General features: G+C 71.0%; 27 protein-coding genes and 1 pseudogene. 19 read left to right on the top strand and 9 right to left on the bottom strand.

The genetic code is table 11. The features are described 5' to 3' along the window. Window positions 1-2 precede the first annotated feature (2 nt). On the bottom strand, window positions 3-845 hold the full coding sequence (locus ABD798_RS31555) for an SMP-30/gluconolactonase/LRE family protein (protein WP_344883025.1): 843 nt from the start codon (window positions 843-845) through the stop codon (window positions 3-5). A 94-nt stretch (window positions 846-939) separates the two neighbouring features. Here ABD798_RS31555 and ABD798_RS31550 point away from each other — a divergent pair, with 94 nt between their 5' ends. Genes ABD798_RS31550 through ABD798_RS31535 form a run of 4 tightly spaced genes read left to right on the top strand, consistent with a single transcriptional unit; the run spans window position 940 to window position 3,925 of the window. Then, complete coding sequence (locus tag ABD798_RS31550; RefSeq protein WP_344883023.1) at window positions 940-1,545, top strand: hypothetical protein; 606 nt, start codon at window positions 940-942, stop codon at window positions 1,543-1,545. A gap of 35 nt (window positions 1,546-1,580) precedes the next feature. Continuing rightward, a complete protein-coding gene (locus ABD798_RS31545) occupies window positions 1,581-2,228 on the top strand; it encodes a rhomboid family intramembrane serine protease (RefSeq protein ID WP_344883020.1) in 648 nt (215 codons plus the stop codon). After that, window positions 2,225-3,049: a glutamate racemase gene (gene murI, locus ABD798_RS31540; protein ID WP_344883017.1), complete on the top strand. Its 825-nt coding sequence runs from the start codon at window positions 2,225-2,227 to the stop codon at window positions 3,047-3,049. Before ABD798_RS31545 ends, murI begins: the two co-directional genes overlap by 4 nt. A gap of 48 nt (window positions 3,050-3,097) precedes the next feature. Beyond that, window positions 3,098-3,925 carry an MBL fold metallo-hydrolase gene (locus tag ABD798_RS31535; RefSeq protein ID WP_344883014.1) on the top strand — a complete coding sequence of 276 codons (828 nt, stop codon included), beginning with the start codon at window positions 3,098-3,100 and terminating at the stop codon, window positions 3,923-3,925. Here ABD798_RS31535 and ABD798_RS31530 read toward each other — a convergent pair. Further along, window positions 3,881-4,396, bottom strand: a complete 516-nt coding sequence (locus ABD798_RS31530; protein ID WP_344883012.1) for a DUF2231 domain-containing protein — start codon at window positions 4,394-4,396, stop codon at window positions 3,881-3,883. The two genes, ABD798_RS31535 and ABD798_RS31530, sit on opposite strands and share 45 nt — an antisense overlap. A 73-nt stretch (window positions 4,397-4,469) precedes the next feature. Between ABD798_RS31530 and rph the strand changes: the two genes are divergently transcribed. Both rph and rdgB read left to right on the top strand, forming a co-directional pair. Then, window positions 4,470-5,228 (top strand): ribonuclease PH, encoded by a 759-nt coding sequence (gene rph / locus ABD798_RS31525; RefSeq protein ID WP_344883008.1) that lies wholly within the window; start codon window positions 4,470-4,472, stop codon window positions 5,226-5,228. Continuing rightward, on the top strand, window positions 5,225-5,833 hold the full coding sequence (rdgB, locus tag ABD798_RS31520) for an RdgB/HAM1 family non-canonical purine NTP pyrophosphatase (RefSeq protein ID WP_344883005.1): 609 nt from the start codon (window positions 5,225-5,227) through the stop codon (window positions 5,831-5,833). The genes rph and rdgB overlap by 4 nt, the downstream gene beginning before the upstream one ends. Here rdgB and ABD798_RS31515 read toward each other — a convergent pair. Next, a complete protein-coding gene (locus ABD798_RS31515) occupies window positions 5,819-6,736 on the bottom strand; it encodes a D-alanyl-D-alanine carboxypeptidase family protein (protein WP_344883002.1) in 918 nt (305 codons plus the stop codon). The two genes, rdgB and ABD798_RS31515, sit on opposite strands and share 15 nt — an antisense overlap. A gap of 100 nt (window positions 6,737-6,836) precedes the next feature. Beyond that, window positions 6,837-7,310 carry a thioredoxin-dependent thiol peroxidase gene (bcp, locus tag ABD798_RS31510; protein WP_344882999.1) on the bottom strand — a complete coding sequence of 158 codons (474 nt, stop codon included), beginning with the start codon at window positions 7,308-7,310 and terminating at the stop codon, window positions 6,837-6,839. Window positions 7,311-7,455: 145 nt separating this feature from the next. On the opposite strand from bcp, the gene ABD798_RS31505 reads away from it, so the two are divergent. Continuing rightward, window positions 7,456-7,674, top strand: a complete 219-nt coding sequence (locus ABD798_RS31505) for a hypothetical protein (protein WP_344882997.1) — start codon at window positions 7,456-7,458, stop codon at window positions 7,672-7,674. 51 nt (window positions 7,675-7,725) lie between these two features. On the opposite strand, the gene ABD798_RS31500 is transcribed toward ABD798_RS31505, so the two are convergent. After that, entirely contained in the window at window positions 7,726-8,142 is a 417-nt protein-coding gene (locus ABD798_RS31500; RefSeq protein WP_344882994.1) for a hypothetical protein, read from the bottom strand. Between the two features lie 70 nt (window positions 8,143-8,212). Here ABD798_RS31500 and ABD798_RS31495 point away from each other — a divergent pair, with 70 nt between their 5' ends. Then, the gene (locus tag ABD798_RS31495; RefSeq protein ID WP_344882991.1) at window positions 8,213-8,542 is read left to right on the top strand and encodes a cupin domain-containing protein; all 330 of its coding nucleotides are present in this window, start codon (window positions 8,213-8,215) and stop codon (window positions 8,540-8,542) included. Between the two features lie 475 nt (window positions 8,543-9,017). Here ABD798_RS31495 and rho (ABD798_RS31490) read toward each other — a convergent pair. The 3 genes and pseudogenes from rho (ABD798_RS31490) to ABD798_RS31480 all read right to left on the bottom strand — a co-directional run. After that, window positions 9,018-10,085: pseudogene (gene rho / locus ABD798_RS31490) on the bottom strand (transcription termination factor Rho); the annotation flags it as partial. Window positions 10,086-10,343: 258 nt separating this feature from the next. After that, the gene (locus ABD798_RS31485; RefSeq protein WP_344882988.1) at window positions 10,344-11,063 is read right to left on the bottom strand and encodes a DUF305 domain-containing protein; all 720 of its coding nucleotides are present in this window, start codon (window positions 11,061-11,063) and stop codon (window positions 10,344-10,346) included. After that, window positions 11,056-11,880 carry a thioredoxin-like domain-containing protein gene (locus tag ABD798_RS31480; protein WP_344883700.1) on the bottom strand — a complete coding sequence of 275 codons (825 nt, stop codon included), beginning with the start codon at window positions 11,878-11,880 and terminating at the stop codon, window positions 11,056-11,058. Before ABD798_RS31480 ends, ABD798_RS31485 begins: the two co-directional genes overlap by 8 nt. A 164-nt stretch (window positions 11,881-12,044) precedes the next feature. Between ABD798_RS31480 and argS the strand changes: the two genes are divergently transcribed. The 8 genes from argS to ABD798_RS31440 all read left to right on the top strand — a co-directional run bounded on the left by argS (window position 12,045) and on the right by ABD798_RS31440 (window position 22,843). Next, window positions 12,045-13,706 carry an arginine--tRNA ligase gene (argS, locus tag ABD798_RS31475; RefSeq protein ID WP_344882985.1) on the top strand — a complete coding sequence of 554 codons (1,662 nt, stop codon included), beginning with the start codon at window positions 12,045-12,047 and terminating at the stop codon, window positions 13,704-13,706. Further along, the gene (lysA, locus tag ABD798_RS31470) at window positions 13,703-15,121 is read left to right on the top strand and encodes a diaminopimelate decarboxylase (RefSeq protein ID WP_086821460.1); all 1,419 of its coding nucleotides are present in this window, start codon (window positions 13,703-13,705) and stop codon (window positions 15,119-15,121) included. Before argS ends, lysA begins: the two co-directional genes overlap by 4 nt. After that, complete coding sequence (locus tag ABD798_RS31465) at window positions 15,122-16,438, top strand: homoserine dehydrogenase (protein WP_344882981.1); 1,317 nt, start codon at window positions 15,122-15,124, stop codon at window positions 16,436-16,438. Continuing rightward, a complete protein-coding gene (gene thrC / locus ABD798_RS31460; protein WP_344882978.1) occupies window positions 16,435-17,514 on the top strand; it encodes a threonine synthase in 1,080 nt (359 codons plus the stop codon). The genes ABD798_RS31465 and thrC overlap by 4 nt, the downstream gene beginning before the upstream one ends. Window positions 17,515-17,522: 8 nt before the next feature. Continuing rightward, the gene (gene thrB, locus ABD798_RS31455; RefSeq protein ID WP_344882975.1) at window positions 17,523-18,437 is read left to right on the top strand and encodes a homoserine kinase; all 915 of its coding nucleotides are present in this window, start codon (window positions 17,523-17,525) and stop codon (window positions 18,435-18,437) included. 403 nt (window positions 18,438-18,840) lie between these two features. Continuing rightward, window positions 18,841-20,934, top strand: a complete 2,094-nt coding sequence (gene rho, locus ABD798_RS31450; protein WP_344882972.1) for a transcription termination factor Rho — start codon at window positions 18,841-18,843, stop codon at window positions 20,932-20,934. A 273-nt stretch (window positions 20,935-21,207) separates the two neighbouring features. Next, entirely contained in the window at window positions 21,208-22,080 is an 873-nt protein-coding gene (locus ABD798_RS31445; RefSeq protein WP_344882968.1) for a sensor histidine kinase, read from the top strand. Window positions 22,081-22,147: 67 nt separating this feature from the next. Further along, window positions 22,148-22,843 carry a response regulator transcription factor gene (locus ABD798_RS31440; protein WP_344882965.1) on the top strand — a complete coding sequence of 232 codons (696 nt, stop codon included), beginning with the start codon at window positions 22,148-22,150 and terminating at the stop codon, window positions 22,841-22,843. Window positions 22,844-22,909: 66 nt separating this feature from the next. Here ABD798_RS31440 and ABD798_RS31435 read toward each other — a convergent pair whose 3' ends face one another. Then, entirely contained in the window at window positions 22,910-23,311 is a 402-nt protein-coding gene (locus ABD798_RS31435) for a hypothetical protein (RefSeq protein WP_344882962.1), read from the bottom strand. A gap of 211 nt (window positions 23,312-23,522) precedes the next feature. Here ABD798_RS31435 and rpmE point away from each other — a divergent pair, with 211 nt between their 5' ends. The 3 genes from rpmE (at window position 23,523) to prmC (ending at window position 25,812) form a co-directional block, all read left to right on the top strand. Continuing rightward, entirely contained in the window at window positions 23,523-23,738 is a 216-nt protein-coding gene (gene rpmE / locus ABD798_RS31430) for a 50S ribosomal protein L31 (RefSeq protein WP_344882959.1), read from the top strand. A 108-nt stretch (window positions 23,739-23,846) separates the two neighbouring features. Further along, window positions 23,847-24,923 (top strand): peptide chain release factor 1, encoded by a 1,077-nt coding sequence (gene prfA / locus ABD798_RS31425; protein ID WP_344882956.1) that lies wholly within the window; start codon window positions 23,847-23,849, stop codon window positions 24,921-24,923. A 52-nt stretch (window positions 24,924-24,975) separates the two neighbouring features. Beyond that, entirely contained in the window at window positions 24,976-25,812 is an 837-nt protein-coding gene (prmC, locus tag ABD798_RS31420) for a peptide chain release factor N(5)-glutamine methyltransferase (RefSeq protein WP_344883697.1), read from the top strand. The last annotated feature ends 622 nt before the right edge of the window (window positions 25,813-26,434 follow it).

The raw sequence follows: 26,434 nt of genomic DNA, 5'->3' as shown, positions 1-26,434 counted from the left end.
AGTCAGCCTGTAAAGAGCGGCGTGGGCACTCCCTGGCCCACGTTGGGGAAAACGAACACGGAGCCCGCGTGCGCCTCTTCTGGGAGACCGGTGCGCGCCGACGTGACGTAGAGGTCCGTGAAGCCGTCGCCGCCGAAACAGCACGCGGTGGGACGTGACACCGGCAGCGCCAGTTCGCGGTCCAGGCGACCGTCAGGCGTGTAGCGACGCACGGCGGCGCCGTCCCACAGTGCCACCCAAACGCATCCGTCGGCGTCCACGCACAGTCCGTCCGGCATGCCGTCACCGTCCACTGTGCAGAGTGGTCGTCTGTTGACCGCGTCGCCAGATTCGCGGTCGTAGTCGAACACGTCGATACGGCGCGTCGGTGTGTCCACGTAGTACATGAGCGAGCTGTCGGGGCTCCAACCGATCCCGTTGCTGACGGTCACGTCGTCAAGCACGACCTTGGCCGCGCCGTCCGCTTCCACGCGCGCGAGCCAACCGCCGCCCTGCGCTTCGTCGTAGCGCATCGTTCCGGCCCACAACCGCCCGGCGGGGTCCACGGCGGCGTCGTTGCCGCGTACGCCGTCACGTGCCCAGTAGACGAGCCAGTGCTTGCTGTCGTCCCTGTCCCACAACGCGATCCCGTCGCGGAGGTTCAGTACGAGACCGCCCCGCGTGCGCGGTTTGGCAGCGCCGACGTGCTGGCCCATCACCATCGAGTCGTCGGTGCCGCGCCCGGGGTGGAACCGGTGGACCTCCTTGCGGAGCACGTCCACCCACAGCAACGTGCCCGTGGTGATGTCCCACGTCGGCCCCTCGCCCAGCTCGGCTTCGGCCTTCAGCGCCACCTCAGCGATCACCAGCAGACCTTAGCCCCTGAGACGTGAGCCCCTGAGACGTGAATCCGGGTCACCCCTGATGTGCCGGGACCACGGCGGACCTAGCGTTCCCCTCATGTTCGCCTCCACGCCGCTCCACCAGGTCAGCCAGCGGGGCAACGCCGTCTCCGAGCAGGCCGCCGGCCGGATCATGCTCGGCGTGGCGGCGGTGCTCTTCGGGGTCTCCGTCGTGCAGTCCGTGCTGTCCCCGGTGCTGTGGTTGCCGGGCATCTCGCACGACAGCCCGTTCGGCTTCTTCGCGGTGCTGTGGGCGCCGTTGATGACCAGCGGGCTGGGCTCGCTCGTCGTCGCGCTCGCGTGGACGGTGCCGATCGGCTACCTGGCGCTGCGGCACCTCGGCGTGCGCCACGTCGCCGTGATCACCGCGGCAGGCTGGGTGGTCGGTGGCCTCGCGCTGTGGATGAACGCCTCGCACGTCGGCTACACCGGCCCGTACGTCGTGGTCGCCGGGTGGCTCGGTGTGCTGGCCGCGCGCAAGGCCTTCGGGACCGACAAGGACGGTGGGACCACCGCCACGTGGCTGTTCCTGCTCTTCGCGCTGACGCTGTTCTTCGTGACCCACGCGTCGATGTCGGGCATCGCCGCGCACGCGATCGCCGCGGCTGCCGCGTGCGGCGCGTCGTGGCTGGTCACCAGCGAGGGAATCAGGGTTCGCCCCTGATGTCCGAGCCAGGGCGCTGACGTAGCCTCGAAAGGGTGCAGCCGGTTCCTGGAACGACCCCGACGCCCCGTGCCGACGCGCGCGTGCTGCCGGCGAAGCCGAAGCAGGCGGCCCTCGCGATCGTCGGCTTCGTGGCCGCCCTGTACCTCATCGAACTGATCGACGTGATCACCAACGGCGCGCTGGACGCGGGCGGGATCACCCCGCGCGAGCTGTCCGGGCTGACCGGCGTGATCTGGGCCCCGGCGCTGCACTTCGGCTGGGACCACCTCGCGGCCAACACGATTCCCGTGCTGGTGCTCGGATTCCTGACCATGGCGGGCGGCATCGGCCAGTTCGTCGCGGTGACCGCGTCCATCTGGGTGGTCGGTGGCCTCGGCGTCTGGCTGACCGCGCCCGCGGGCACGATCCACGCAGGAGCGTCGATCCTGATCTTCGGCTGGCTGACCTTCCTGCTGCTGCGCGGGTTCCTCACCCGGCGCTTCCTGCAGATCGGCCTCGCCGTGGTGCTGTTCTTCCTCTACGGCAGCGCGCTGTGGGGCATCCTGCCGGGCCAGCCGGGGATCTCCTGGCAGGGCCACCTCTTCGGCGCGATCGGCGGCGTGCTCGCCGCGTGGCTGGTGGCGAAGTCGGGGCGACAGCGGGCGAGCACACCCGAACTCCCCGGTAACCTCGGGGTGTGAGCAGCGCGCCGATCGGAATCCTCGACTCCGGGGTCGGCGGTCTGACCGTCGCCCGCGCCATCCTCGACCAGTTGCCCGCCGAGCGGCTGCGCTACGTCGGCGACACAGCGAACTCCCCTTACGGCCCGCTGCCCATCGCGAAGGTCAGGGAGCACGCGCTCGGCGTCGCGGACCGCCTGGTGGCCAGTGGGGTGAAGGCACTCGTGATCGCGTGCAACTCCGCGTCGGCCGCGTGCCTGCGCGATGCGCGCGAGCGCTACGACGTGCCGGTGGTGGAGGTCGTGCTGCCTGCGGCGAGGCGCGCCGTGGCGACCAGTCGCAGCGGACGCATCGGAGTGATCGGTACGCGCGCCACGGTGACTTCTCGTGCTTATGAGGACGCTTTCGCGGTCTCTCCGGGCACAAGCGTCACCAGCGTGGCTTGTCCGCGTTTCGCGGACTTCGTGGAGCGCGGTGTCACCTCGGGCAGACAGATTCTCGGGCTGGCACAGAGCTACCTGGAACCGTTGCAGCGCGCGGAGGTCGACACCGTCGTGCTCGGCTGCACGCATTACCCGATGCTGACCGGGGTGATCCAGCTCGTCATGGGCGACTCGGTGACGCTCGTTTCCAGCGCGGAGGAGACCGCGAAGGACGTCCTGCGCGTGCTCACCAACGAGGACCTGCTTGCCGAGCCCGGTGAAGAGCCGCCGCACCACGAGTTCGTCGCGACGGGGCCGCCGCAGCCGTTCACCAAGCTGGCGCACCGCTTCCTCGGGCCGGTGCTCGGCACGGTGACCGGCTCGGGTGACGGACTGCTACCGGCGCCGAGCACCGGTTGACCGGAACGACCTCTGGGCGCGCGAGCCAGGCCGTGCCACTCTCGACGAGTGCTGCTGACCATCCTCGGCTGCTCGGGCAGCCTTCCGGGTCCCAACGCCCCCGCTTCCGGCTATCTCGTTGAGGCGGAAGGGTTTCGTCTGCTCATCGATCTGGGCAACGGAGCACTCGGCGCGCTCCAGTCGCGGTGTGACCCGTTCTCGGTCGATGCCGTGGTGCTTTCACATTTGCACCCCGACCACTGCGCTGATTTCTCGGCGCTGACGGTGCTCCGCCGCTACCACCCGGCGCCGCCGTACGATCCGCGAGAGCAACGACTGCCGGTGTTCGCGCCCGAGGAGGCGCCGACCCGCCTCGCGGCCGCGTACGCGCCGAACGAGGAAGAGCGCGTGCTGGCTGATCTTTCAGACGTGTACGAGTTTCACTCGCTCACCGAGGGAACCGTCCACATAGGACCGTTTGAGGTGACCGCCGCGCGCGTGGCGCATCCGTGCACGGCATTCGGGTTTCGCGTTTCGCACGCCGGACAGCATCTCGTCTACACCGGTGACAGTGGGCCGTGTGACGCGTTGGCTCGACTGGCCCAAGGTGCGAGCCTGTTGCTGTCCGAGGCGTCGTGGCCGCACAGTCCCGCGAACCCGGTGGACGTGCACATGTCCGGCAGGGAGGCGGGAGAGCTAGCCAGGACCGCGGGCGTCCGTCAGCTACTGCTCACCCACGTGCCACCGTGGACCGATCGCCGCCTAATGCTCGCTGAGGCCCGCGCGGTGTTCGCGGGGCCTATCCAGCTCGCTGAACAAGGCGTCACTTATCCGATCGGTCCGCAGAACGGCTCAGCCGCCATTCGTCGGCACGCGGCCGTCCCACACCGCCGATGAGCCCGAGTGCCCCGTGCGCACCACCTGCACCGTGGTGCCCACGGCGAGCACAACGGTGAGTACGGCTGCCGCGACGCTTATAAGGCGCCACACTCGCGCACGCGAGTCCGTGGGGTCGGCTTCGCGGTCAGCTACGCGTCCGGCCAAGACGAGCACGAGAACGGCCACGGCGAAGCCGATCGCGATAGGCAGCAGCACCGACGCGCGTGCGGAGTGCTCGGCGATGACCGGGTTCCCACCGCCCAATGCCACGTTGAGCTGGTCACCGCTGAACGCGGCCACAGGGACGGAGGCGGCGCCGAGCACGGTCACCGCGAGCACCGGCCAGCCGAAGCGGCGGCGCCACGCCGGGCGCAGCGCGATGAGGATCGCGCTGACCGCGGCCAGGGGGAGCAGCACCACGACGGCATGCACGACGAGCGGGTGCAGAGGCAGTCCGTCGATCGTGGTCAAGTCCTGTGCGAGCACCATGTAGGTATTCAACGCGGCCCGGCTCGGGGTGGTTCAACGACAAGCCGATCTGGTGAACGCCTAATCTGTGCGGGTGGCGCGTAGCGACGGCAGGAACGATGAGGCACTCCGCGACATCCGCATCACCCGGGGCTTCCAGGAGTGGCCAGCGGGTTCAGTGCTCGTGGAGTTCGGCAAGACCAAGGTGTTGTGCGCGGCGAGCGCGCAGGACGGTGTGCCGCGGTGGCGTGCGGGCTCGGGCAAGGGCTGGGTCACCGCCGAGTACGCGATGCTGCCCTCCGCGACGCACACCCGCAGCGACCGCGAGTCCGTCAAGGGCCGCGTCGGCGGGCGCACCCACGAGATCAGCAGGCTGATCGGCCGCTCGTTGCGGGCGTGCATCGACCTGTCGGCGCTCGGTGAGAACACCATCGCGATCGACTGCGACGTGATCCAGGCCGACGGCGGTACCCGGACCGCGGCGATCACCGGCGCCTACGTGGCGCTGGCCGACGCGATCACCTGGCTGGGCGCGGCGGGCAAGCTCGCCGACCCGAAGCCGCTGTCCTGCTCGATCGCGGCGGTCAGCGTGGGCGTCGTGGACGGCAGGGTGCGTCTGGACCTGCCGTACGAGGAGGACTCGCGCGCCGAGGTCGACATGAACGTGGTCGCCACCGACGCGGGCACCCTGGTCGAGGTGCAGGGCACCGGCGAGGGCGCGACCTTCGCCAGGTCCACGCTGGACCGCATGATCGACGTGGCGCTCGCGGGCTGCGCGGAGCTGTCCCGGCTGCAGGCCGAGGCGCTCGCGGCGCCGTACCCGGGCGAGCTGCCGACCGGGCCGAAGGCATGACCCGCGTCCTGCTCGCCTCGCGCAACGCCAAGAAGCTCGGCGAGCTGCGCCGCATCCTGGAGGCGGAGGGCGTGCGCGGGGTGGAGATCGTCGGCCTCGACGACGTCGACCCCTTCCCGGAGGCCCCGGAGACCGGCGCGACCTTCGAGGAGAACGCGCTGGCCAAGGCGCGGGACGCGGTCGCGGCGACCGGCCTGCCCGCGATCGCCGACGACTCCGGGATCGCGATCGACGCCCTCAACGGCATGCCCGGAGTGCTCTCCGCGCGCTGGGCGGGCGGTCACGGGGACGACTCCGCGAACACGGCCCTCGTGCTCGCCCAGCTCTCCGACACCCCGGACGAGCGGCGCGGCGGCGGCTTCGTGTGCGCGGCCGCGCTGGCGCTGCCGGGTGGCCAGGAGCTCGTCGTGCGCGGCGAGTGGCGCGGCACCATCGCCAGGCAGCCCAGCGGGACCAACGGCTTCGGCTACGACCCGATCTTCTTCCCCGAGGGCTCCGAACGCACCTCCGCGGAGCTGGAGGCGTCGGAGAAGGACGCCGCGTCGCACCGGGGGTTCGCGCTGCGCGCCCTGCTGCCGCACCTGCGCGAGCTAGCGGACCAGTAGCGGGCGCAGGGCGAGCGTGGCCGCGGTGGTCATCCGCGACCCCCAACCCCACTCCGCCCCGCCCGTGGTCTTGGTGAGCACCACGACCACGAAGCGGTCGTCGTCGCCGATCACGCCGGTGGTGTGCAGCTCCATGCTGCCGCCACCGGCCGACCAGCCCTGCTTGATCGCCCACGGCAGGCCGTCGAGCGCGCGCGGGATGCCGAAGTGCTGGTCGAAGCCGTCCGCGGCGATCTCGGGGGCGGACCGCAGCGCGCGCATGATCGTCTCGGAGTCCGCGTCGGGCAGCTCGTCGAGGACGTAGTCGTAGATCTTCACGACGTCCCGCGCGGAGATCATCGTGTTGCCCCAGCGCCCGTCCGGCTGGGGCGGCTCGGCATCCAGATCGAGCCGCTCCGCGATCCGGCGCACGATCTGGCCACCGCCCCCGGCCACCCACAGCGCGCTGGCCGAGTCGTCGTGGCTCAGCGACAGCATCTGCGTCATCCGGGTGCTGCCCGCGCGCTCGGAGCCCCTCGCCAGGGCATCGATCGCGATCATCAGCTTGACCAGCGACGCGGAGCGGAACTTGCGGTCGGCGCTCTCCTCGAACAGCGAGGTGCCGCTCTGCCGGTCGAAGACCTGCGCGGAGACCGTCGAGCGGCCCGCCGCCTTGACCAGCGCGCTCCGCACGATCTCGTCCACGGCCCGCGGGCCGGGCTGGTGCGGCGGCCGGGAGGGGTTGCCGCGAGGGTCCGGGACGACCGGCCGGTACCCGGGCTCGGGCGTGCCGGGAGATCCGGGCACGACCTCGGGGAAGGCGGAACCGGGAACGAGGTCCCCGCCCGCGGAGGCGAACAGCGCGGCACACGTCAGCAGCACGGCGGTGACGGCCGCGCTGACCAGGACGACCACAGGTCTCATGGCCGGTGTTACGCGGGTCCGTCACCCGAAAGTTGTGGGTGGTCCCCGGCAACTTCCCGACCGGTCGCGCCGTACGGAAGCCCTGGTCAGGCAGGTTGCCTCAGACGCCGATCTCGCGGCGCAGCTTCGCGACGTGCCCGGTCGCGCGCACGTTGTACATCGCCTTGCTGATCACACCGTCCGGATCGACGACGAAAGTGGAGCGGATGACTCCCGTGACGGTCTTGCCGTACATCTGCTTCTCGCCGAAGGCTCCCCACTCCGTGAGCACGGTCTTGTCCACGTCGGAGAGCAGCGGGAAGGTCAGGCCCTCGGCGTCGCGGAACTTCGCCAGCTTCGCGGGCTTGTCCGGGGAGATCCCGAGCACCACGTGGTCGGAGCCGTTGAGCTCGGCGAGGCTGTCGCGGAAGTCGCACGCCTGCTTGGTGCAACCGGGCGTGCTCGCTGCCGGGTAGAAGTAGACGACCACGTGCTTGCCCTTGAAGTCGGCGAGCGACACCGGCTGCTCGTCGGCGTCGGGCAGGGTGAACCCCGGCGCGGTGTCACCGGGGGCAAGGCGCTTCTGCTCGGTCATGGCGCAGACGCTAGCCCGTGTCCCCGACACCGGCGCGTGAGCACCCCGCGCCCCGTGAACGGGGGACAAAGCGGGCGAAAGCGCAACCGCCGGCCGTGTTCAGCGGTCCAACTCCCGTTCGTCCACCTCACACTGGGAGAGACTCATGGTGCGAGCCGCAAAGACCCTTCTCGTCGGCGCTGCCGTCACGGCGTTGCTCGCGGTGACGCCGCTGAGTGCGTCGGCCCGCCCGACCGACGAGCTGTTCTCGAGCAAGGAGGCCTGCCAGAAGCGGGTCGCGCAGATCGTCGACGGCCAGACCGGTGCCGAGTGCAAGTTCGAGTTCTTCAAGTGGAAGTGGCGCCTGCACGTCTACGGAAGCTGAACGACATCGCGATCCTTCGGGCGGCGGCCGGGCAACCAGCCGCCGCCTTTGTCATGTGGTGAGCAGCCCGATTCCGAGCGTGAGGACACCGGCGGCGAGGGAGAGCGCCCCGAGCCAGACGAGCGCGAAGAGCTTGTTCGGCCGCGTCACCTCACCGCGCCCCGCCGAGGACGCGAAGAACCCGGCGGACATCAGGATCGCCGCGAACGGCACGCCGGCCCTCGCGACGTAGCCCGCGAACCCCTCCAGCGCGGTCGCGTCGGCCAGCACCAGGCAGATGAGGCCGAGCGTGACGAGCACTCCGGCGTGCGCGTGCCCGGCCCGCGCGAAGTTCTTCTGGAACTGGGTTATCGGCACGTCGCCGCGCGCGATCTTGGTGAGGAACCAGCCGCCGAACTCGATGGTCACGATCGTCAGCAGGACGACCCCGGCGATTGACTGCGACGCCGGGCTGAGCTGGATGGTCATGGTGGTCTCCGCGTCGTTTGGGAACGGCGTTATAAAACACCGTTACGGCGACGCGTGTCAAGCTCGGGGGATGACGGAGTGGAAGCCGCTGCGGGTCGTCGAGGGCCTGCCCCTGCTCGGCGGGGAAGGGCGCTACCGGGTGCGGTCGCGCAGCGAGCACGGGGTGTTGCTGGAGATCACCTACCCGGCTGGCGTCGCGAGCCCGGTGCACAGCCACGACCACGACAGCCACGTGCACCTGATGAGCGGCCACGTGACCGGCACTCTCGGCGGTGAGGCGGTCGAGCTGCGCGCCGGTGAGGTCGTCGTGCACCCGCGAGGAGTGCCGCACTCCGTGGTCGCCGTGACCGGCAGCACGTGGCTGGAGTTCAAGTCCCCGCCGACGATCCCCTTGGCGTGAAACGATTTCCACCCGAGCCACCCGCTTCGCTCGCCTGCGCCGCGCCGCTTTGGCAGTGTTGATAGCGGGGGTTCCCCGGGCCGGACGAAAGCCACCCTCGCCCGGTCCGGTTCGTGCGGCGGGGAAAGCTCGGTGGCGGAGGTGGTGGCGGGGATATCGTCGCCTCGCTGTGCGGCTGTGCGGCTGTGCGGCTGTGCGGCTGTGCGGCTGTGCGGCTGTGCGGCTGTGCGGCTGTGCGGCTGTGCGGCTGTGCGGCTGTGCGGCTGTGCGGCTGTGCGGCTCGGCGGCGGGTTCGTGGGAAAGCCTTGTTGTGCAAGGGGTTCGCTGGGGAGCGCGGTGTTCGGGGCGGTCAGCGTTGGCGGCAAAGGGTTTCGTGCCAGCGGGTCGCCCTGTCGGCTTGAGCGGTGACTCGCGAGCGCGTGTGTGATTCCGTTGTGCTGGAACGGTTCCTGAGGTTGCCAGGGGGGAGAGAGCGTCAGCGGGGCTGGTGTGCTGCGAGGCGCATGAGGAACTCCGCGTTGGTCGGTGCCTTGCGGAGGCCCTCCAGCAGCTGGTCGATCCCGTTGTGCTCGCGGGTGTTCAGCGCTCGGCGCAGCGTCCTGGTGAGCGCCAGTTCCTCCGGGGTGAGCAGCAGGTCCTCGCGGCGCGTGCTGGACTGCTCGACGTCGACAGCGGGGAAAACGCGGCGCCCGGCCGTCCTGCGGTCGAGCTTGAGCTCGGCGTTGCCGGTGCCCTTGAACTCCTCGTAAGTCACACCGTCACCGAGCGAACCGGTCTCCACGAGCGCGGTCGCGAAGATCGTCAGGGAGCCGCCGTCCTCGATGTTGCGCGCGGCGCCGAGGAAGCGCTTCGGCGGGTGCAGCGCGCTGACGTCGATGCCGCCGCTGAGGATGCGGCCGGAACCGGGCGCGGCGAGGTTGTAGGCGCGGCCGAGGCGGGTCAGCGAGTCCAGCAGCACCACGACGTCGCGGCCACTCTCGACGAGGCGCTTGGCGCGCTCGATCGCCAGCTCCGCCACGGTGATGTGCTCGGCGGGCGGGCAGTCGAAGGTCGACGCGAGCACCTCGCCGGGCATGGAGCGCTGGATGTCGGTGACCTCCTCGGGGCGCTCGCCGACGAGCACCGCCATCAGGTGGCACTCCGGGTGGTTCTTGCTGATGCCGTGCGCGATGTCTTGCAGCACAGTGGTTTTCCCGGCCTTCGGCGGCGCGACGATCAGCGCGCGCTGCCCCTTGCCGACGGGCATGACGAGGTCGATGACGCGGTTGGTGAGCCGGTGCGGCTCGGTCTCCAGGCGCAGTCGCTCGTTGGGGTGGATCGGGGTCAGTGAGGTGAATTCGGGCCTGTTGCGAGAGTTCTCCGGTGATCCGCCGTTGAGACTGTCCACTTCGGACAGTGTGGCGCGGGTGCCGACCGTGCCGCCGACGGTGTCGCCCCGGCGCAGGCCGTGCTTGCGGACCAGTGACATGGGGACGCTGACGCGCTCCCCGTCCTCGGTGAGCAGTGATGCGGAATTTCCTTGTACGTCAAGGATTCCAGTGATGCTGTTCATGGTGTGAAGTCCTTCCGGACAGCGTTGGGCGCGGCCGGAGGTCCCGTGCGGTGCGACGGACTTCGGCCTTGATGAGGGTGCTGCTCCGAGTCGACACGCGTGATCGGCGTGGAGTGGAGAGCGATCAGATCTCTTGTGGGAACTCAAGTCATCCAGCAAGAGCAGATGAGCCGAAGGTACATCGCCGTCGCGGTCCTGGCAAGCGAAACGCCCCCGACCTCCTCCGGTCGGGGGCGTTCACACCACGGATCAGCTCGGTGGCGGGAGGGGCTGGCCGCCGCGCGCGGTGAGCAGCGTGCGCAGAGTCTGGGTCTCCTTGCCCTGCGACAGGAGCATGCTCTGCGCGAGGTTCTTCACCTGCGGGTTGGTCGCGTACTTCGCCGCGTACTCCATCATCTGCGTGCCGCCCTGGTGGTGGCGCAGCATCAGCTGGAGGAACGCCACGTCCAGCTCGCGGCCGGACAGCGAACGCAGCCGCTGCCACTCCTGCTGGGTGTACATGCCTGGCATGACGTCCACGCCGGGATCGGCCGGGTTGGTCGCGCCGTGCCCGTGCGCCACCGCCTCCGGACCGGTCATCCACTTCATGTACTTGCCGGAGGCGGGCAGTTCGGGCTTGTCCCACAGCCCGAGCCAGCCCTCCATCCTGCCGACCTGGCCGAGCTGGCTGGTCTCGATGTCGAAGGCGATCTGCCGGACGGCCTGGTCGGTGCTGTGGTCGCGCGCCCAGCCCGCCATCTGCACCGCCTGCCGGTGGTGCACGCTCATGTCCTGGGCGAAGCCGACGTCGACGGAGTTGCTCGCGGGCGCACCGCGACCGCCGGGCAGGCCGAGCAGCAGCCCACCGGCGGCGCCGAGCAGCAGGACCGCGAGCACCGCGACGGAGATCACCAGCACCCGCATCGCGGTCGAGGTCTCCGCGGGCGGCTGGTCCGAGCCGATCTCAGCGGCCGCGTCCTGGTCAGCCACCGGAACCCGGCTGGGGCTGCGGCTGGGGCTGACCGGGCTGGCCGGAGGGCGGCGGCGCGGGGGGCTCGTAGTTCATCGGCTTGGCGTCCGGGCCGGGCGGGGTCGCGTCGAAGGGCGGCGGGTTGTCCGGGTCGAAGGCGCCCGGGCCGAGCGCGTCGCAGGAGGCGTTCAGCTCGGGGTAGGTGTACTGGTTGCGGCGCAGCGCGTGGATGAACTGGTCGATGCGCTCGTCGTCGGCGCTGTCCACCTTGAGCTGGCGTCCCCACGACTGCAACGACACCGCGCTGTCCAGCGTCGGGTACGGCGACATCATGATGAACTGCTGGTTCACCACGCGCTTCTTCAGCGCGTCGAGGTCGTCGTCCTTGACCTTGTCGGGGTGGTAGGCGATCCACACCGCGCCGTGCTCCAGCGAGTGGACCATGTTCTCCGTGCGGACCGGGCGCTCGTAGACGTTGCCCATGCAGGCCGCCCAGTAGCCGTCGTGCGGGCCGCCGAAGGCGGGCGACTGGTCGTAGGCGACGCGGTCGGCCGGGGAGACGTGGCTCTGCGGCTTGTAGTCCTTGAAGACCACGCCCTTGATCTGCTTCGAGGGGTCCTGGTTGGACTGCGACGGGGTGAAGGGTGCGAGCGCGTCGAGCTTGGCCTGCTTGTCGGCCTGCTGGAAGTACACGAAGCCGAACACGCCGCCCGCGAACACCACGATCGCGACGAGCGCGGCCACCAAGCCCCACGGCTTCGGTTTCTTGATCGCCGCCGCCGCGCGCGCCGCGCTGGCGTTGCGCCGCGCCTGCTTGCTGTTCTTGCCGCTGGCCATGCCCTCGGTCCCCGTCCGCTGTCTCAACGTCGCCCACCAACCGCGCGCCAGTCTAAGGACGCGGGGTCAAGCCGGGGTCAGCTCAACGGACTATTCGGCTCCCACCAGACGGGAGCGGGGGAAGTCGTTTCACTGGTCCGTTCGGGTATCCCTAGACTTGTCCGGTGACCCCCGCAGCCCTCGCCGAACTGGTCCGATCCACCGCCGTCGACGTCCTGACCGCTCGCGGTCTCGACACCGCGGTCCTGCCGGCCCAGGTGACCGTCGAGCGACCGCGCAACCCCGAGCACGGCGACTACGCCACCAACCTCGTGATGCAGGTCGCCAAGAAGCTCGGGGTCAACCCGCGCGAGCTCGCCACGGAGCTGAGCACGGCGCTGACGGCCAGTGACGCGATCGACTCCGCCGAGGTCGCGGGCCCGGGCTTCGTGAACCTGCGGCTGGCCGCCGACGCCACCGCCGGGCTGGTGCGCGCCGTGCTGACCGCCGGTGAGGCCTACGGCAGGGGCACCTCGCTGACCGGGCGCAAGATCAACCTGGAGTTCGTCTCCGCCAACCCGACCGGCCCGATCCACCTCGGCGGCACCCGCTGGGCAGCGGTGGGCGACGCGCTCGGCCGGGTGCTCAGCGCCCAGGACGCCGACGTGACCCGGGAGTACTACTTCAACGACGCGGGCGCGCAGATCGACCGCTTCGTGAAGTCGCTGGTGGCCGCCGCCAAGGGCGAGCCCGCGCCCGAGGACGGCTATGGCGGCGAGTACATCGCCGAGATCGCCGCGCAGGTGCTCGCCGTCGAGCCGAAGGCGCTGGAGCAGGTCGACGCCGAGCGGGACGAGACCTTCCGCAAGGTCGGCGTGAACCTGATGTTCGAGCAGATCAAGAAGAGCCTGCACGAGTTCGGCACCGACTTCGACGTCTACTTCCACGAGAACTCCCTGCACCGGTCCGGCGCGGTGGGCACCGCCGTGGAGGCGCTCAAGGCGAAGGGCAGCCTCTACGAGAAGGACGGCGCCTGGTGGCTGCGCTCCTCCGACTACGGCGACGACAAGGACCGCGTCGTCATCAAGAGCGACGGCGCGCCCGCCTACATCGCCGGTGACATCGCCTATTTCCAGGACAAGCGCGCCCGCGGCTTCGACCTGTGCATCTACATGCTCGGCGCCGACCACCACGGCTACATCGCCCGGCTCAAGGCCGCCGCTGCCGCCGCCGGTGACGACCCCGCGACCGTCGAGGTGCTGATCGGCCAGCTCGTCAGCCTGGTGCGCGAGGGCAAGCCCGTGCGGATGAGCAAGCGCGCCGGCAACGTCGTGACCATGGACGACGTGGTCGACGCGATCGGTGTCGACGCCACGCGCTACGCCATGATCCGCGCCTCCGCCGACTCCACACTGGACATCGACCTGGACACGTGGAGCAAGCGGACCAGCGACAACCCCGTCTTCTACGTGCAGTACGCGCACGCCCGGCTCTCCTCGCTCGGCCGCTCCGCCGCCGAACTGGGCATCGAGCTCGGCGACGTGGCGGAGGCGGACCTCTCGCTGCTCACCCACGAGCGCGAGGGCGACCTGATCCGCACGCTCGGCGAGTTCCCGCGCGTGCTGGCTTCGGCGGCCGAGCTGCGCGAGCCGCACCGCGTCGCCCGCTACCTGGAGGGCCTCGCCGGGGCCTACCACCGCTTCTACGACGCCTGCCGCATCCTGCCGCGCGGCGACGAGGAGGTCAGCGCGGTGGCCGTGCCGCGCCTGCACCTCTGCGCCGCCACCCGCCAGGTGCTGGCCAACGGACTTGCCCTGCTGGGCGTGAGCGCACCGGAGCGAATGTGAGAGCGCACCCCGCCGGTCCCCGGCACGCCGACGTCATCGTCCCCGCGAACACGGCTGGGCCCCGCCCGGTCTCCTTCCCGGAGCAGGACGAGCTGCACGCCAACGTCTGGCCCCGCAACGCCCGCCGCACCGACCAGGGCGCCGTGGAGTTCGCAGGGGTGGACGCGCGCGATCTCGCCGAGCGCTTCGGCACGCCGCTGTTCGTGATGGACGAGGACGACTTCCGCGCGCGCTGCCGCGAGCACGCCGAGGCCTTCGGCGACGCCGCGCTGGTGCACTACGCGTCCAAGGCGTTCCTGTCGGTGGAGATCGCCCGCTGGGTGGCCCAGGAGGGCCTGGGCATCGACGTGTGCAGCGGCGGCGAGCTGGCCATCGCGTTGCGCGCGGACTTCCCGCGCGAGCGGATCGCCTTGCACGGCAACAACAAGTCGGTCGCCGAGCTGACCGCCGCCGTGGAGGCGCGGATCGGTGTCGTCGTGGTCGACTCCTTCCTGGAGATCGCCAGGCTCGACCAGATCGCCCGCGAGCGCGGTGTCGTGCAGCCGGTGATGATCCGCGTCACGGTCGGCGTCGAGGCGCACACGCACGAGTTCATCGCCACCGCGCACGAGGACCAGAAGTTCGGCTTCTCCCTCGCGGCGGGTGACGCGGCCGAGGCCGCCGCCAGGGTGCTCAAGGCCGAGGGCCTGTCGCTGATCGGCCTGCACAGCCACATCGGCTCGCAGATCTACGACGCCGACGGCTTCGAGATCGCCGCGCACCGGGTGATCGGCCTGCTGGCCCAGCTCCGCAAGGAGCACGGTGCCGACGCGCTCGCCGATCTGTCCACTGTGGACCTCGGCGGCGGGCTCGGCATCGCCTACCTCCCGACGGACAACCCGCCCCCGCCCGCCAAGCTCGCCGAGCAGCTGCTGTCCATTGTGGAGCGCGAGTGCGGCCAGGCCGGCATCCCCGTTCCCAAGGTGGCCGTGGAGCCGGGGAGGGCGATCGTCGGCCCGGGCACCGCGACGCTCTACGAGGTCGGCACGATCAAGGACCTGGAGCTCGGCGGCGGGACCGGGCGGCGCTACGTCAGCGTCGACGGCGGGATGAGCGACAACATCCGCACGGCGCTCTACGACGCCGAGTACGACTGCCGCCTGGCCTCCCGATCGGCCGAGGCCGAGCCGGTGCTGTCCCGAGTGGTGGGCAAGCACTGTGAGTCCGGGGACGTTCTGGTGCGAGACTGCTGGTTGCCGGGTGACATCGCGCCCGGCGACCTGCTCGCGGTGGCGGCGACCGGCGCCTACTGCTACGCCATGGCCAACGGCTACAACCGGCTGGTCAGGCCCGCCGTCGTTGCCGTGCGCAACGGCCAGGCCCGGGTGCTGCTGCGGCGGGAGACCGAGGAAGACCTCTTCCGCCTGGAGGCGTGAGTGACTAGCACACCAGTGGGGCCGATCAAAGTCGCGCTGCTCGGCTGCGGCACGGTCGGCACCGAAGTGGTGCGGCTGCTGCACGAGCAGGCCGACGACCTCGCCGCCCGCGTCGGGGCCCCGGTCGAGCTGGTCGGCATCGCCGTCCGCAGGCCGAACAAGCACCGCGACGTCCCGGCCGAGCTGCTGACGACCGACGCCACGGCGCTGGTCTCGCGGCCCGACGTCGACGTGGTCGTGGAGGTCATCGGCGGCATCGAGCCGGTGCGCACGCTGCTGGTCGACGCGCTCACGGCGGGCAAGTCCGTGGTGACCGCGAACAAGGCGCTGCTGGCGGAGAACGGCGGCGAGCTGTTCACGGCCGCCGACGACTCCGGGGCCGACCTCTACTTCGAGGCCGCCGTCGCCGGGGCGATCCCGCTGCTGCGCCCGCTGCGCGAGTCCCTCGCCGGTGACCGGATCACCCGCGTCATGGGCATCGTCAACGGCACCACGAACTACATCCTCTCCGCGATGGAGGCGACCGGCTCCGGCTACGCCGAGGCGCTGGAGGAGGCGAGCAGGCTCGGGTACGCCGAGGCCGACCCGACCGCCGACGTCGACGGCTTCGACGCCGCCGCCAAGGCCGCGATCCTGGCCTCGATCGCCTTCCACACCAGGGTCACCGCCGCCGACGTGCACCGCGAGGGCATCTCCTCGGTCACCGCGGCCGACATCGTCGCGTCCCGTTCGCTGGACCGCTCGGTCAAGCTGCTGGCGATCTGCGAGCGCGTCACCGACGACGACGGCGACGAGGCCGTCTCGGTGCGCGTGCACCCGGCGATGATCCCCAAGTCGCACCCGCTGGCCGGTGTCGGCGGCGCGTTCAACGCCGTCTTCGTCGAGGCCGACGCCGCTGGTCAGCTCATGTTCTACGGGCAGGGAGCCGGGGGAGCGCCGACCGCGAGCGCGGTGCTCGGCGACCTGGTCGCGGTGGCCCGCAACCGGGTGGCCAGCGGGCGCGGACCGAGGGAGTCGGCCTACGCCGAGCTGCCCGTCCGGCCGATGGGCCAGACCAGGACGGCCTACCACATCAGCCTGGACGTCGCCGACCAACCGGGTGTGCTGACGCAGGTCGCCGCGGTCTTCGCCGAGCACGGCGTGAGCATCGCCGCGGTGCGGCAGGAGGGCCGCGACCACGAGCCCTCCGCGAGCCTGGTGGTGGTCACCCACGCCGCCCCCGACGCCGCTCTTCGGTCCACAGTGGACAAAGTCGCCGGACTGCCCGTCGTGCGCGAGGTGGTCAGCGTCATGCGTGTCGAGGGCGAGGAACAGTGACCGCAACGCACAATTCCCTGAGCGCCGGCTGGCCGGGGATCATCAACGCCTACCGCGACCGGGTGGCCGTCCCGGACGGCGCGCGGGTCGTCACGCTGCACGAGGGCGGGACCCCGTTGCTGGAGGCCCCGTACCTGTCGGAGCTGACCGGCTGCCGGGTGCTGCTGAAGGTGGAGGGCCACAACCCCACCGGCTCCTTCAAGGACCGCGGCATGACGGTCGCGATGACGCACGCGCTCGCCGAGGGCAGCAAGGCCGTCATCTGCGCCTCCACCGGCAACACCTCCGCATCGGCGGCGGCCTACGCGACCAGGGCGGGGCTGACCAGCGCGGTGCTGGTGCCGCGCGGCAAGATCGCGCTCGGCAAGCTGGCCCAGGCGGTCGCGCACGGCGCGCGCATCCTCCAGGTGGACGGCAACTTCGACGACTGCCTCGAACTGGCGCGCAAGACCTCGGCGGAGTACCCGATCTCGCTGGTCAACTCGCTGAACCCGGTGCGCATCGAGGGCCAGAAGACCGCGGCGTTCGAGATCTGCGACGTGCTCGGCAGGGCACCCGACGTGCACTGCCTCCCGGTCGGTAACGCGGGCAACATCACCGCGTACTGGAAGGGCTATTCGGAGTACGCCGCCGACGGGGTCGTCGAGGCCGCGCCGAGGATGTTCGGTTTCCAGGCCGCGGGTGCCGCGCCGCTGGTGCACGGCGCGCCGATCTCGAACCCGGAGACCATCGCCACGGCCATCCGCATCGGCAGCCCCGCGTCCTGGAACGGCGCCATGACGGCGAAAACCGACTCCAACGGCTTGATCGACGCGGTCACCGACGAGCAGATCCTCGACGCCTACCGGGTGCTGTCGGCGCGCGAGGGCGTCTTCGTCGAGCCCGCGTCCGCCGCGAGCGTCGCGGGTCTGCTGCTCACATCGGGCGACGGGCGTTTGCCCAAGGGATCGCTTGTGGTCTGCACGGTGACCGGTCACGGGCTCAAGGACCCCGACACGGCGCTGCGCGACGTTCCCGAGGTGGAGGCGCTCCCGGTGGAACCGGGCGTCATCGCCGCCGCACTCGACCTGAGGTGAGGACCGCTGTGAACAGCGCAGTTCGCGTCACCGTTCCCGCGTCCACCGCCAACATGGGCTCGGGTTTCGACGCGCTGGGCATGGCGCTGGCCATGCACGACGTGCTGGAGGTCGAGCTCGCCGAGGACGGCCTGCGGATCGAGGTCGTCGGCGAGGGCTCGGGCCAGGTTCCCCAGGACGAGTCGCACCTCGTCGTGCGCGCGATCCGGGCCGCTTTCGACGCGTGCGGCTTCGGCGCGCCCGGGCTGCGGCTTCGATGTCATAACAACATTCCGCACGCTCGGGGGCTCGGTTCCTCCGCCGCGGCGGTCGTCGCGGGCGTCGCGGCGGGCTACGCGCTCGCCGGGCACAAGCTCGATGACAGCTCAAAAGAGACTGCGCTGCACCTGGCGGCTGAGTTCGAGGGACACGCCGACAACGCCGCCGCGAGCTTCTACGGCGGCGCGGTCATCGCGTGGCACGACGGCGCGAAACACCGCGCCGTCCGCGTCGAGCCGCACGCGGAGCTCGCTCCGATCGCGTTCGTGCCGCAGGTCACATCCTCGACCGCGATGACCCGAGGACTGCTGCCGGAGCGGGTTCCGCACCGGGACGCGGCCTTCGCGGCGGGGCGTGCGGCGCTGGCCGTGCACGCCCTCACCGACCGCCCTGACCTGCTGCTGGACGCGCTGGCCGACCGGCTGCACCAGGAGTACCGCCGCCCGGCGTGGCCGGAGTCCATGCGGCTCGTGGATGCGTTGCGGGAGGCCGGGATCGCCGCCGCGATCTCCGGGGCGGGCCCCACCGTGCTCGCGCTGCCCACGGGGGTGGGCGCGCTGCCGGAAGGCTTGCCGCTGGGCGGTTTCACGGCCCACCGGCTGCCCGTGGACCTCGACGGCGTGCGCGCCGAGGTGGTGCGCTCCGGCGGGCCGGGGGCCTCATGAGTCGATCTTCCTCACCCGGATGCGCTAAAGCACAGGTAGACGAGGCCCTTCGCGGCGCGTCGGGGGTGCCCGGTTGTTGCACCGGTCTGCGGCGGGGTCTACGCTTTGCACCATCAGTCACCGCGCGCACGGTCGCCGGTGCAGTTCCCGGACACATGTCTCCGGGTCGCATCTCCCGCTGAGTGTTGACCTTGTGGCCCAACCACGACAAGGTCGGCGCACTCGGGTACCCGACCACCGCAGTGACTGACGAGTTCCGTATCGGTGGCCACGATCGCCTGCGATACCCCGAGGTTCCGCGAGGCCCCACCGAGACTGGACTTGAAGCGCCGTTCCCGCGTCCCGCGGCGGCGGCGCTCCGCTGGTTCGCGTAGGAGGCGCGTTCCGGTCAGGAAGGACATGTGTGAGCGACACAGAACTGTTGAGCAGCGACGCCCCCGCCTCGAACGGGACCGCCCCCAAGAGGCGCGGTGGCCTCTCCGGGATGGTGCTCGCCGAGCTTCGCCAACTCGCGGGAGAGTTGGGCATCGGCAACACCAGCGGGATGCGCAAGGGTGACCTGATCGCTGCCATCAAGGAGCGCCAGGGCGGAGGGGCCGGGGGGCGTGCCAAGCAGGCCGCGCAGCTCCCGTTGCCCGAGGCCGAGAGCGCTCCTGCACCGGCCAAGTCCGCCCAGCCCAAGCCTGCCCGGTCCGAGTCGGCCGAGCCGAAGACCGCCGAGGTCAAGGCCCCGGCCGCCGACGCGGAGGCCGCGGGCGACACCCGCCGTGGCCGCAGCAGGCGCCGTGCCGTCTCGCGTCCCGCGGGCAGCCCGGAAGCCGAGCGCGGTGACACCGCCGAGGCTCAGGCTCCCGCCGCCGTCGAGGAGAAGGCGGAGGCGCCCCAGCAGGACAGGGGTCAGCGCCAGGACCGGTCGGACTCCGGCCGTGAGCGCGGTGACCGGTCCGAGCGCCGCAACCAGCGCGGCGGCGACCGCGAGGAGCAGGGCGAGCGTTCCGAGCGTTCCGAGCGGGGTGACCGTTCCGAGCGTGGCGAGCGCTCCGAGAGGGGCGAGCGCGGCGGCCGTGGCCGCAACCGGGACCGCGACGACCGTGGTGAGCGCGGCGAGCGTGGCGACCGGAGTGACCGCGGTGAGCGCGGCGACCGTTCCGAGCGTGGTGACCGCGGTGAGCGCGGCCAGCAGCGCGAGCGCGAGCAGGTCCGCGACGACGACGATGACGATGACGGCGGCCGCAGGCGCGGCAGGCGCTTCCGCGACCGTCGCCGCAACCGCGGTGGCCGTGGCGAGGAGGGCGGCAGCAGCGGCGGTGGCCGTGGCTCCGGTGGCGACCGCGAGACCGAGGTCCGCGAGGACGACGTGCTGCTCCCGGTGGCCGGCATCCTCGACGTGCTCGACAACTACGCGTTCGTGCGCACCTCGGGCTACCTCTCCGGGCCGAACGACGTCTACGTCTCGCTCTCCCTGGTGCGCCGCCACGGCCTGCGCCGCGGTGACGCGATCACCGGTGCGGTGCGCCAGCCCCGCGACGGCGAGCAGCAGCGGCAGAAGTTCAACCCGCTCGTCCGCGTGGACACCATCAACGGTGTCGAGCCCGAGGCGGCGCGCAACCGCCCCGAGTTCACCAAGCTGACGCCGCTGTACCCGAACGACCGGCTCCGCCTGGAGACCGAGCCGCACATCCTCACCACCCGCGTCATCGACCTGGTGATGCCGATCGGCAAGGGACAGCGCGCGCTGATCGTGTCCCCGCCGAAGGCAGGTAAGACCTCGGTGCTCCAGGCGATCGCCAACGCGATCACCACGAACAACCCCGAGTGCTACCTGATGGTCGTGCTGGTGGACGAGCGGCCGGAAGAGGTCACCGACATGCAGCGCTCGGTCAAGGGTGAGGTCATCGCCTCCACCTTCGACCGGCCGCCCGCCGACCACACCACGGTCGCCGAGCTGTCCATCGAGCGGGCCAAGCGCCTGGTCGAGGCCGGCCACGACGTGGTCGTGCTGCTGGACTCCATCACCCGCCTCGGCCGTGCCTACAACCTGGCGGCCCCGGCGTCCGGCCGGATCCTCTCCGGTGGTGTGGACTCCACCGCGCTCTACCCGCCCAAGCGCTTCCTCGGCGCCGCGCGCAACATCGAGGGTGGCGGTTCGCTGACCATCTTCGCGACCGCGCTGGTGGAGACCGGGTCCACGATGGACACGGTCATCTTCGAGGAGTTCAAGGGCACCGGTAACGCGGAGCTCAAGCTGGACCGCAAGATTGCCGACAAGCGGACCTTCCCCGCGGTGGACGTCGACGCGTCCGGTACCCGCAAGGAGGAGCTGCTGCTCTCGCCGGACGAGCTGGCGGTCACCATCAAGCTCCGCCGCGTGCTCTCGGCGCTGGACGACCAGCAGGCGATCGACCTGCTGCTCACCCAGCTGCGCAAGACCCGGACCAACATCGAGTTCCTGATGCAGGTCGCGAAGAACAGCCCCGGTGGCAACAGCGACGACTGATCGTCGCGGCACCACCGACTCGACGGCCCCCGCCTCGCGCGGGGGCCGTCTCGCGTTTCTGGCGGAAACGCACGAGTCCATTTTTGTGAATGGTGGGCGATTCACCTGTGCGGAGCCGTCTGTTCGATGTACTCCGGTAGATCGGACAGTTGTCGATCTCGAAGAACACGTGAGATCGGTAACTCTGTGCGATTGCGCCATTGCGGTGGAAGGATGGTTCGACCCTGGTCGGACCGTGAACCACCGGGGTAAGCAATTGCGTGGGGATCACTGGTGCTCTCGGAGGGGGAGGCGACGCGCGTGCGTGCGCGACTGCGCGGGGATCGGCGTCGACTCGCTCTGGGGTCGGCGGTCCTGGTCTTTGCCGCCCTGTCCCTGGCGGAGGTGCCCCTCCTCATCGCGGCGTTACCGCTGCTCGTCGTGGCGTTCTTATGGGGAACTGTTGTACGGCAACGCTTTCTCGTCTCAGTTGAACGTCGCCACGCCGAGGAACTGCGTGATCAGCGGATTCGGCTCGCGGCCGAGCTGCACGACGTGATGGGTCACCACCTGAGCGCGATCAGCGTGCGGACCTACCTGCTGGACGACCTCGCGTCGGGGCGGCAGGAGGAGATCGCCAGCGCTACCAACGAGATCCGGGAGAGCGGCCGCGCGGCCGTCGCCGACCTCGGCGAGCTTGTGGCTCACCTGCGCGGAGAATCCGGTGCGCGTGCGCGCGGCCTCGACGGCGTCGCCGAGCTCGTCCGCACGGCGGAGGCCGCGGGCAACGAGGTCGAGCTGCACCTGGGTGAGCTCGGTGAGGACCTGCCGCAGGAGGTCGGCGCCGAGCTGTACTGGGTGCTGCGCGAGGCGCTGACCAACGTGGTCCGGCACTCCTCGCCGACGACCGTGCTGGTGCGGGTGGAGATCGTCGGCGGCGAGCTGGTGGTGGGCGTCAGCAACGAGCCCTGCCGCGCCGACCGGCCGAGGCGCCTGCTCCCCGGCACCGGCTTCGGCCTGCGGGGGATGCGGGAGCGGGTGCGCCGCCTCGGCGGGCGGTTGGAGGCCGGGCGGGTCTCCGGTGGCGGTTATCGCGTGCTGGCCGCCGTTCCCGTGCACGGGAAGGCGCCGTTGAGAACCGGCCTGGCAGCGGACCGGACCGCGTAGTCCGGCAGCGGAGCGTTGATGGGTGGGCTGGGAGTGACTGTGGACTGGGAGTGACTGGGGGCTGGGAGTGACTGGGGTGTTCGGGGCGCCGGACCCGATTCGGGTGCTGCTCGCCGATGACGACGTCGTCGTGCGCACCGGGCTGGCCGCGCTGCTGGCGCGGCGCCCGCCGATCGAGGTCGTCGGCGAGGCCGCCGACGGGCTCTCCGCGTTGGGCGCCGCGCTCAGCCTGCGCCCGCACGTGCTGGTGATGGACGTGCGGATGCCGGTGATGGACGGGATCACCGCGACCAGGCGCCTGCTCTCCGACTGGACGACGCCGGAGCCGCGCCCGCGCGTGCTGATCCTGAGCACCTTCGACTCCGACGAGTACGTGCACTCCGCGCTGCGGGCGGGGGCGAGCGGCTTCCTGCGCAAGGACGCCTCGCCCGACGAGATCGCGCACGCGGTCCGGGTGGTCGCCGCCGGAGACGGCATGCTCAGCCCCGGGGTGACGGGCAGGCTCATCCAGCAGACGGTGCGCAGGATGGTCGAGCCGGAGGAGTCCGAGCTGGCCGGGACCGAGCTGCTGACCAGGCGCGACGTCGAGGTGGTCCGGCTGGTCGCCTCCGGGCTGTCCAACGCGGGCATCGCCGCCGAGCTGGGCCTGAGCGAGCCCTCGGTGAAGAACCGGGTCACCAAGGTCCTGGCCAAGCTCGGCCTGGACAACCGGGTGCAGCTGGCGATCTTCGCGCTCAAGGTCGGTCTTGCGCGGCTCTCCTAGGGCCACCCTGCCCGCTCCCGCCGGCCGGGGGCAGGCAGGACGGGAGCGGGCCGGGGTGCGCGCGCCTCAGGTACCGACGACCAGGTGGTCGTCGTCCTCGGCGCACTGTTGCTCGCGGCGCTGTGCGCGGTGCAGGCCGGCGATCAACACGGAGGTGGCGAGAACGCCCGCCGCGGTGGCGGGCAGGGCGGGGACGAGCGCGCCGTCCAGGAATAGTCCGCCGACGAGCAGCGTTGCAGCCCATGGCCAGCGCACCCAGTGCCGTTGCCAGGGCGCGTGCCAGCGGACCTCCCCGCTGGTGGCGACGGCGAGTGCGGCGGCGGCGCCGAAGAGCGGGCTGCCCAGCTCCACTGGGGCCGCGCTGACCAGGAACAACGCACCGTTGAGACCCGCGACCATGCCGATGAACAGCAGCGGCAGCCCCAGCCAACCGGCCAGGGAGAGACGACGCTGCGCTGTGCACCCCATGTGCCCAGTCTGCTGCTGAACGTGAAGAAGGGAAGACGCTTCGCCTTCACCTTCGACGGGTGGTCGGCGGGGTGCGACGGGTGGCTCCGGGCGCGTCCGGGGGCCGAGGGAGCGTCTGGCACACTGGTAGGTCGAAGTCTGGCACCGGTTCACCCCACGTCCTGACCAGGAGCAGGGGACCCGGCGGCCGTCGAGAGAAGAGGACACACAGGTGAAGAGCAACATCCACCCGGACTACGTGGTGACCAACGTGACCTGCGGTTGCGGGAACAACTTCACGACGCACAGCACCAAGCAGTCCGGTGCGATCCACGTCGAGGTCTGCTCCAACTGCCACCCGTTCTACACGGGCAAGCAGAAGATCCTGGACACCGGCGGCCGCGTGGCCCGCTTCGAGGCGCGGTACGGCAAGCGCGCCGGCAAGTAGGCCCCACCACGCTGACGCGCCCGTCCGGAGCTGATCCGGGCGGGCGCTTCGCGTGTCCACCTGGGCACTTGCCACACTTGGCGCCACCACCGACCTCCGGAGCACCCCGTGACCCGATCAGTTGCCGAATCCGTCGACGCGTTGCTCGCCGAGCACGCCGAGCTGGAGGGTCAGCTGGCCGACCCGGACGTGCACTCCGACCCGGTCGCCGCGCGCAGGCTGGGCCGCCGCTACGCCGAGCTGGCCCCGATCGCCCAGACCGTCAAGGAGCTGGACGGCCTGCGCTCCGACCTCACCGCGGCCAAGGAACTGGCCAAGGAGGACGACTCCTTCGCCGAGGAGGCCGACGAGCTGGCCGCGCGCATCCCGGTGCTGGAGGCCAAGCTCACCGAGCTGCTGCTGCCGCGCGACCCGCACGACTCCGCCGACGTGGTCATGGAGATCAAGTCCGGTGAGGGCGGCGAGGAGTCCGCGCTGTTCGCGGGCGACCTGCTGCGGATGTACCTGCGCTTCGCCGAGCGCCAGGGCTGGCGCACCGAGCTGCTGGACGAGGTCCGCTCCGACCTCAACGGCCACAAGGACGCCACCGTGGCCATCAAGGGCCGCGGCGAGGGCCCGGACGGCGTGTGGGCCAGGCTCAAGTTCGAGGGCGGCGTGCACCGCGTGCAGCGCGTCCCGGTGACGGAGTCCCAGGGCCGCATCCACACCTCCGCCGCCGGCGTGCTGGTCTACCCGGAGGCCGAGGACGTCGAGGTCGAGATCGACGAGAAGGACCTGCGCGTCGACGTGTTCCGCTCCTCGGGCAAGGGCGGGCAGAGCGTCAACACCACCGACTCCGCGGTCCGGATCACCCACCTCCCCAGCGGCATCGTGGTGTCCTGCCAGAACGAGCGCTCGCAGCTGCAGAACAAGGCCCGCGCCATGCAGGTGCTGCGCTCCCGGTTGCAGGCGCTCGCCGAGGAGGAGGCCGCGCGCACCGCCTCCGACGCCCGGCGCAGCCAGATCCGCACCGTGGACCGCTCCGAGCGCATCCGCACCTACAACTTCCCGGAGAACCGGATCTCCGACCACCGGGTGAACTACAAGGCCTACAACCTCGACCAGGTGCTCGACGGCGAGCTGGACGGCGTGCTCGGCGCGCTGGCCGAGGCGGACCGCGCGGAGCGGCTCGGCCAGCAAGGGTGATCATGAAGCGGTGCCCAGCGTGAACAACCGACAGCCCCTCCGCCTCGCCGTCATGGACGCCGAGCGCATCCTGGCCACCGCAGGCGTGGCCAGCCCCCGCGTGGACGCCGAACTGCTCGCCGCCCACGTGCTCGGCGTGGAGCGCGGGCGGTTGCCGACGATCCCGCTGGTGGACCCGGCCTCGATCGAGCAGTTGCACAAGCTCGTCCGCCGCCGCGCCACCCGCGAGCCCCTCCAGCACATCCTCGGCACCGCCGTCATGGGCCGGGTGCTGCTCGACGTCGGCCCCGGTGTGTTCGTCCCGCGCCCGGAGACCGAACTGCTGCTGGAGTGGGGCCTTCGCCTGCTCGCCGACGTCCGCGAGCCCGTCGTCGTGGACCTCTGCACCGGCTCGGGCGCTCTCGCACTGGGCTTCGCCCACGAGCGCCCCGACGCCGTCGTGCACGCCGTCGAGCTCGACCAGACCGCGCTCGCCTGGGCCCGCCACAACGCCGACGCCCGCTCGCACAACGGCGACACCCCGATCCGCCTGCACTCCGGCGACGTGACCGACCCCGAGGTGCTGGCGCAGCTCGACGGCACCGTGCACCTGGTGCTGTGCAACCCGCCGTACGTCCCCGAGGGCACCCCCGTTCCGCCCGAGGTCTCCGACTACGACCCGCCCCAAGCGGTCTTCGCGGCGGATTCCGGCCTCGCGGTCATCCGGCACGTCGTGAGCGCCGCCGCGCGCCTGCTCCGCTCTGGTGGCGGCGTGGCGATCGAGCACGACGACACCCACGGCCTGGCCGTCCCCGACCTGCTCAGCACCCGCAAGGTCCTCACCGCCGTGACCCCCCACGCCGACCTGGCCGGCCGCCCCCGCTTCACCACCGCCCTCCGCACCTCCTGACCCGCGCACGCCGCGACTGGCGCTCCTCGCAGCCAGCACTCTTCGCAGCAGGCACTCCGTGGCTGGCGCTACCGCACCAAACGACCCGTTCAGCGCGCTCAACGCACCAAACGGGTCGTTCAGGGCGCTCCAAGTACCCGAATGACCCGTTCAGGACCCTCAACGCGCTGAATGAGTCATTGAGGTACTTCAACACGCACTGAACGGGTCGTTCAGTGCGTTGAGCGCACCAAACGAGGCGTTGGCTCGTGCCGTCGTGCCGTCGTGCCGTCGTGCCGTCGTGCCGTCGTGCCGTCGCGCCGTCGGGCCTGCGTCGCGGAACGGCTGGTTGGGCGGCTCGAGCGCACTGAATGAGTCATTGACGTACTTGAGCGTCCTGAAGGGGGCATTGAGGGAGTTCAGCGTCCTGAATGAGTCATTCAGGTACCTCAACGCACTGAACGGGTCGTTCGGGGAGTTGAGCGCACCAAACGGGTCGTTCAGGGCCTGAGTGCACCGAACGGGGCGTTGGGGGTGAGCGGAGTGCGGGTCGGCGTGCACGAGGACGGTGCGGGGACGGGGCGTGCACGAGGACGGTGCGGGGACGGGGCGTGCACGAGGACGGTGCGGGGACGGGGCGTGC

Origin of the sequence: Allokutzneria multivorans, from assembly GCF_039537405.1 — a bacterium.
In the GTDB taxonomy this organism is placed as follows: Bacteria; Actinomycetota; Actinomycetes; order Mycobacteriales; family Pseudonocardiaceae; genus Allokutzneria; species Allokutzneria multivorans.
Note: the sequence above shows the minus strand (reverse complement) of the source record. Positions and strands in the feature narration are given on the sequence as shown.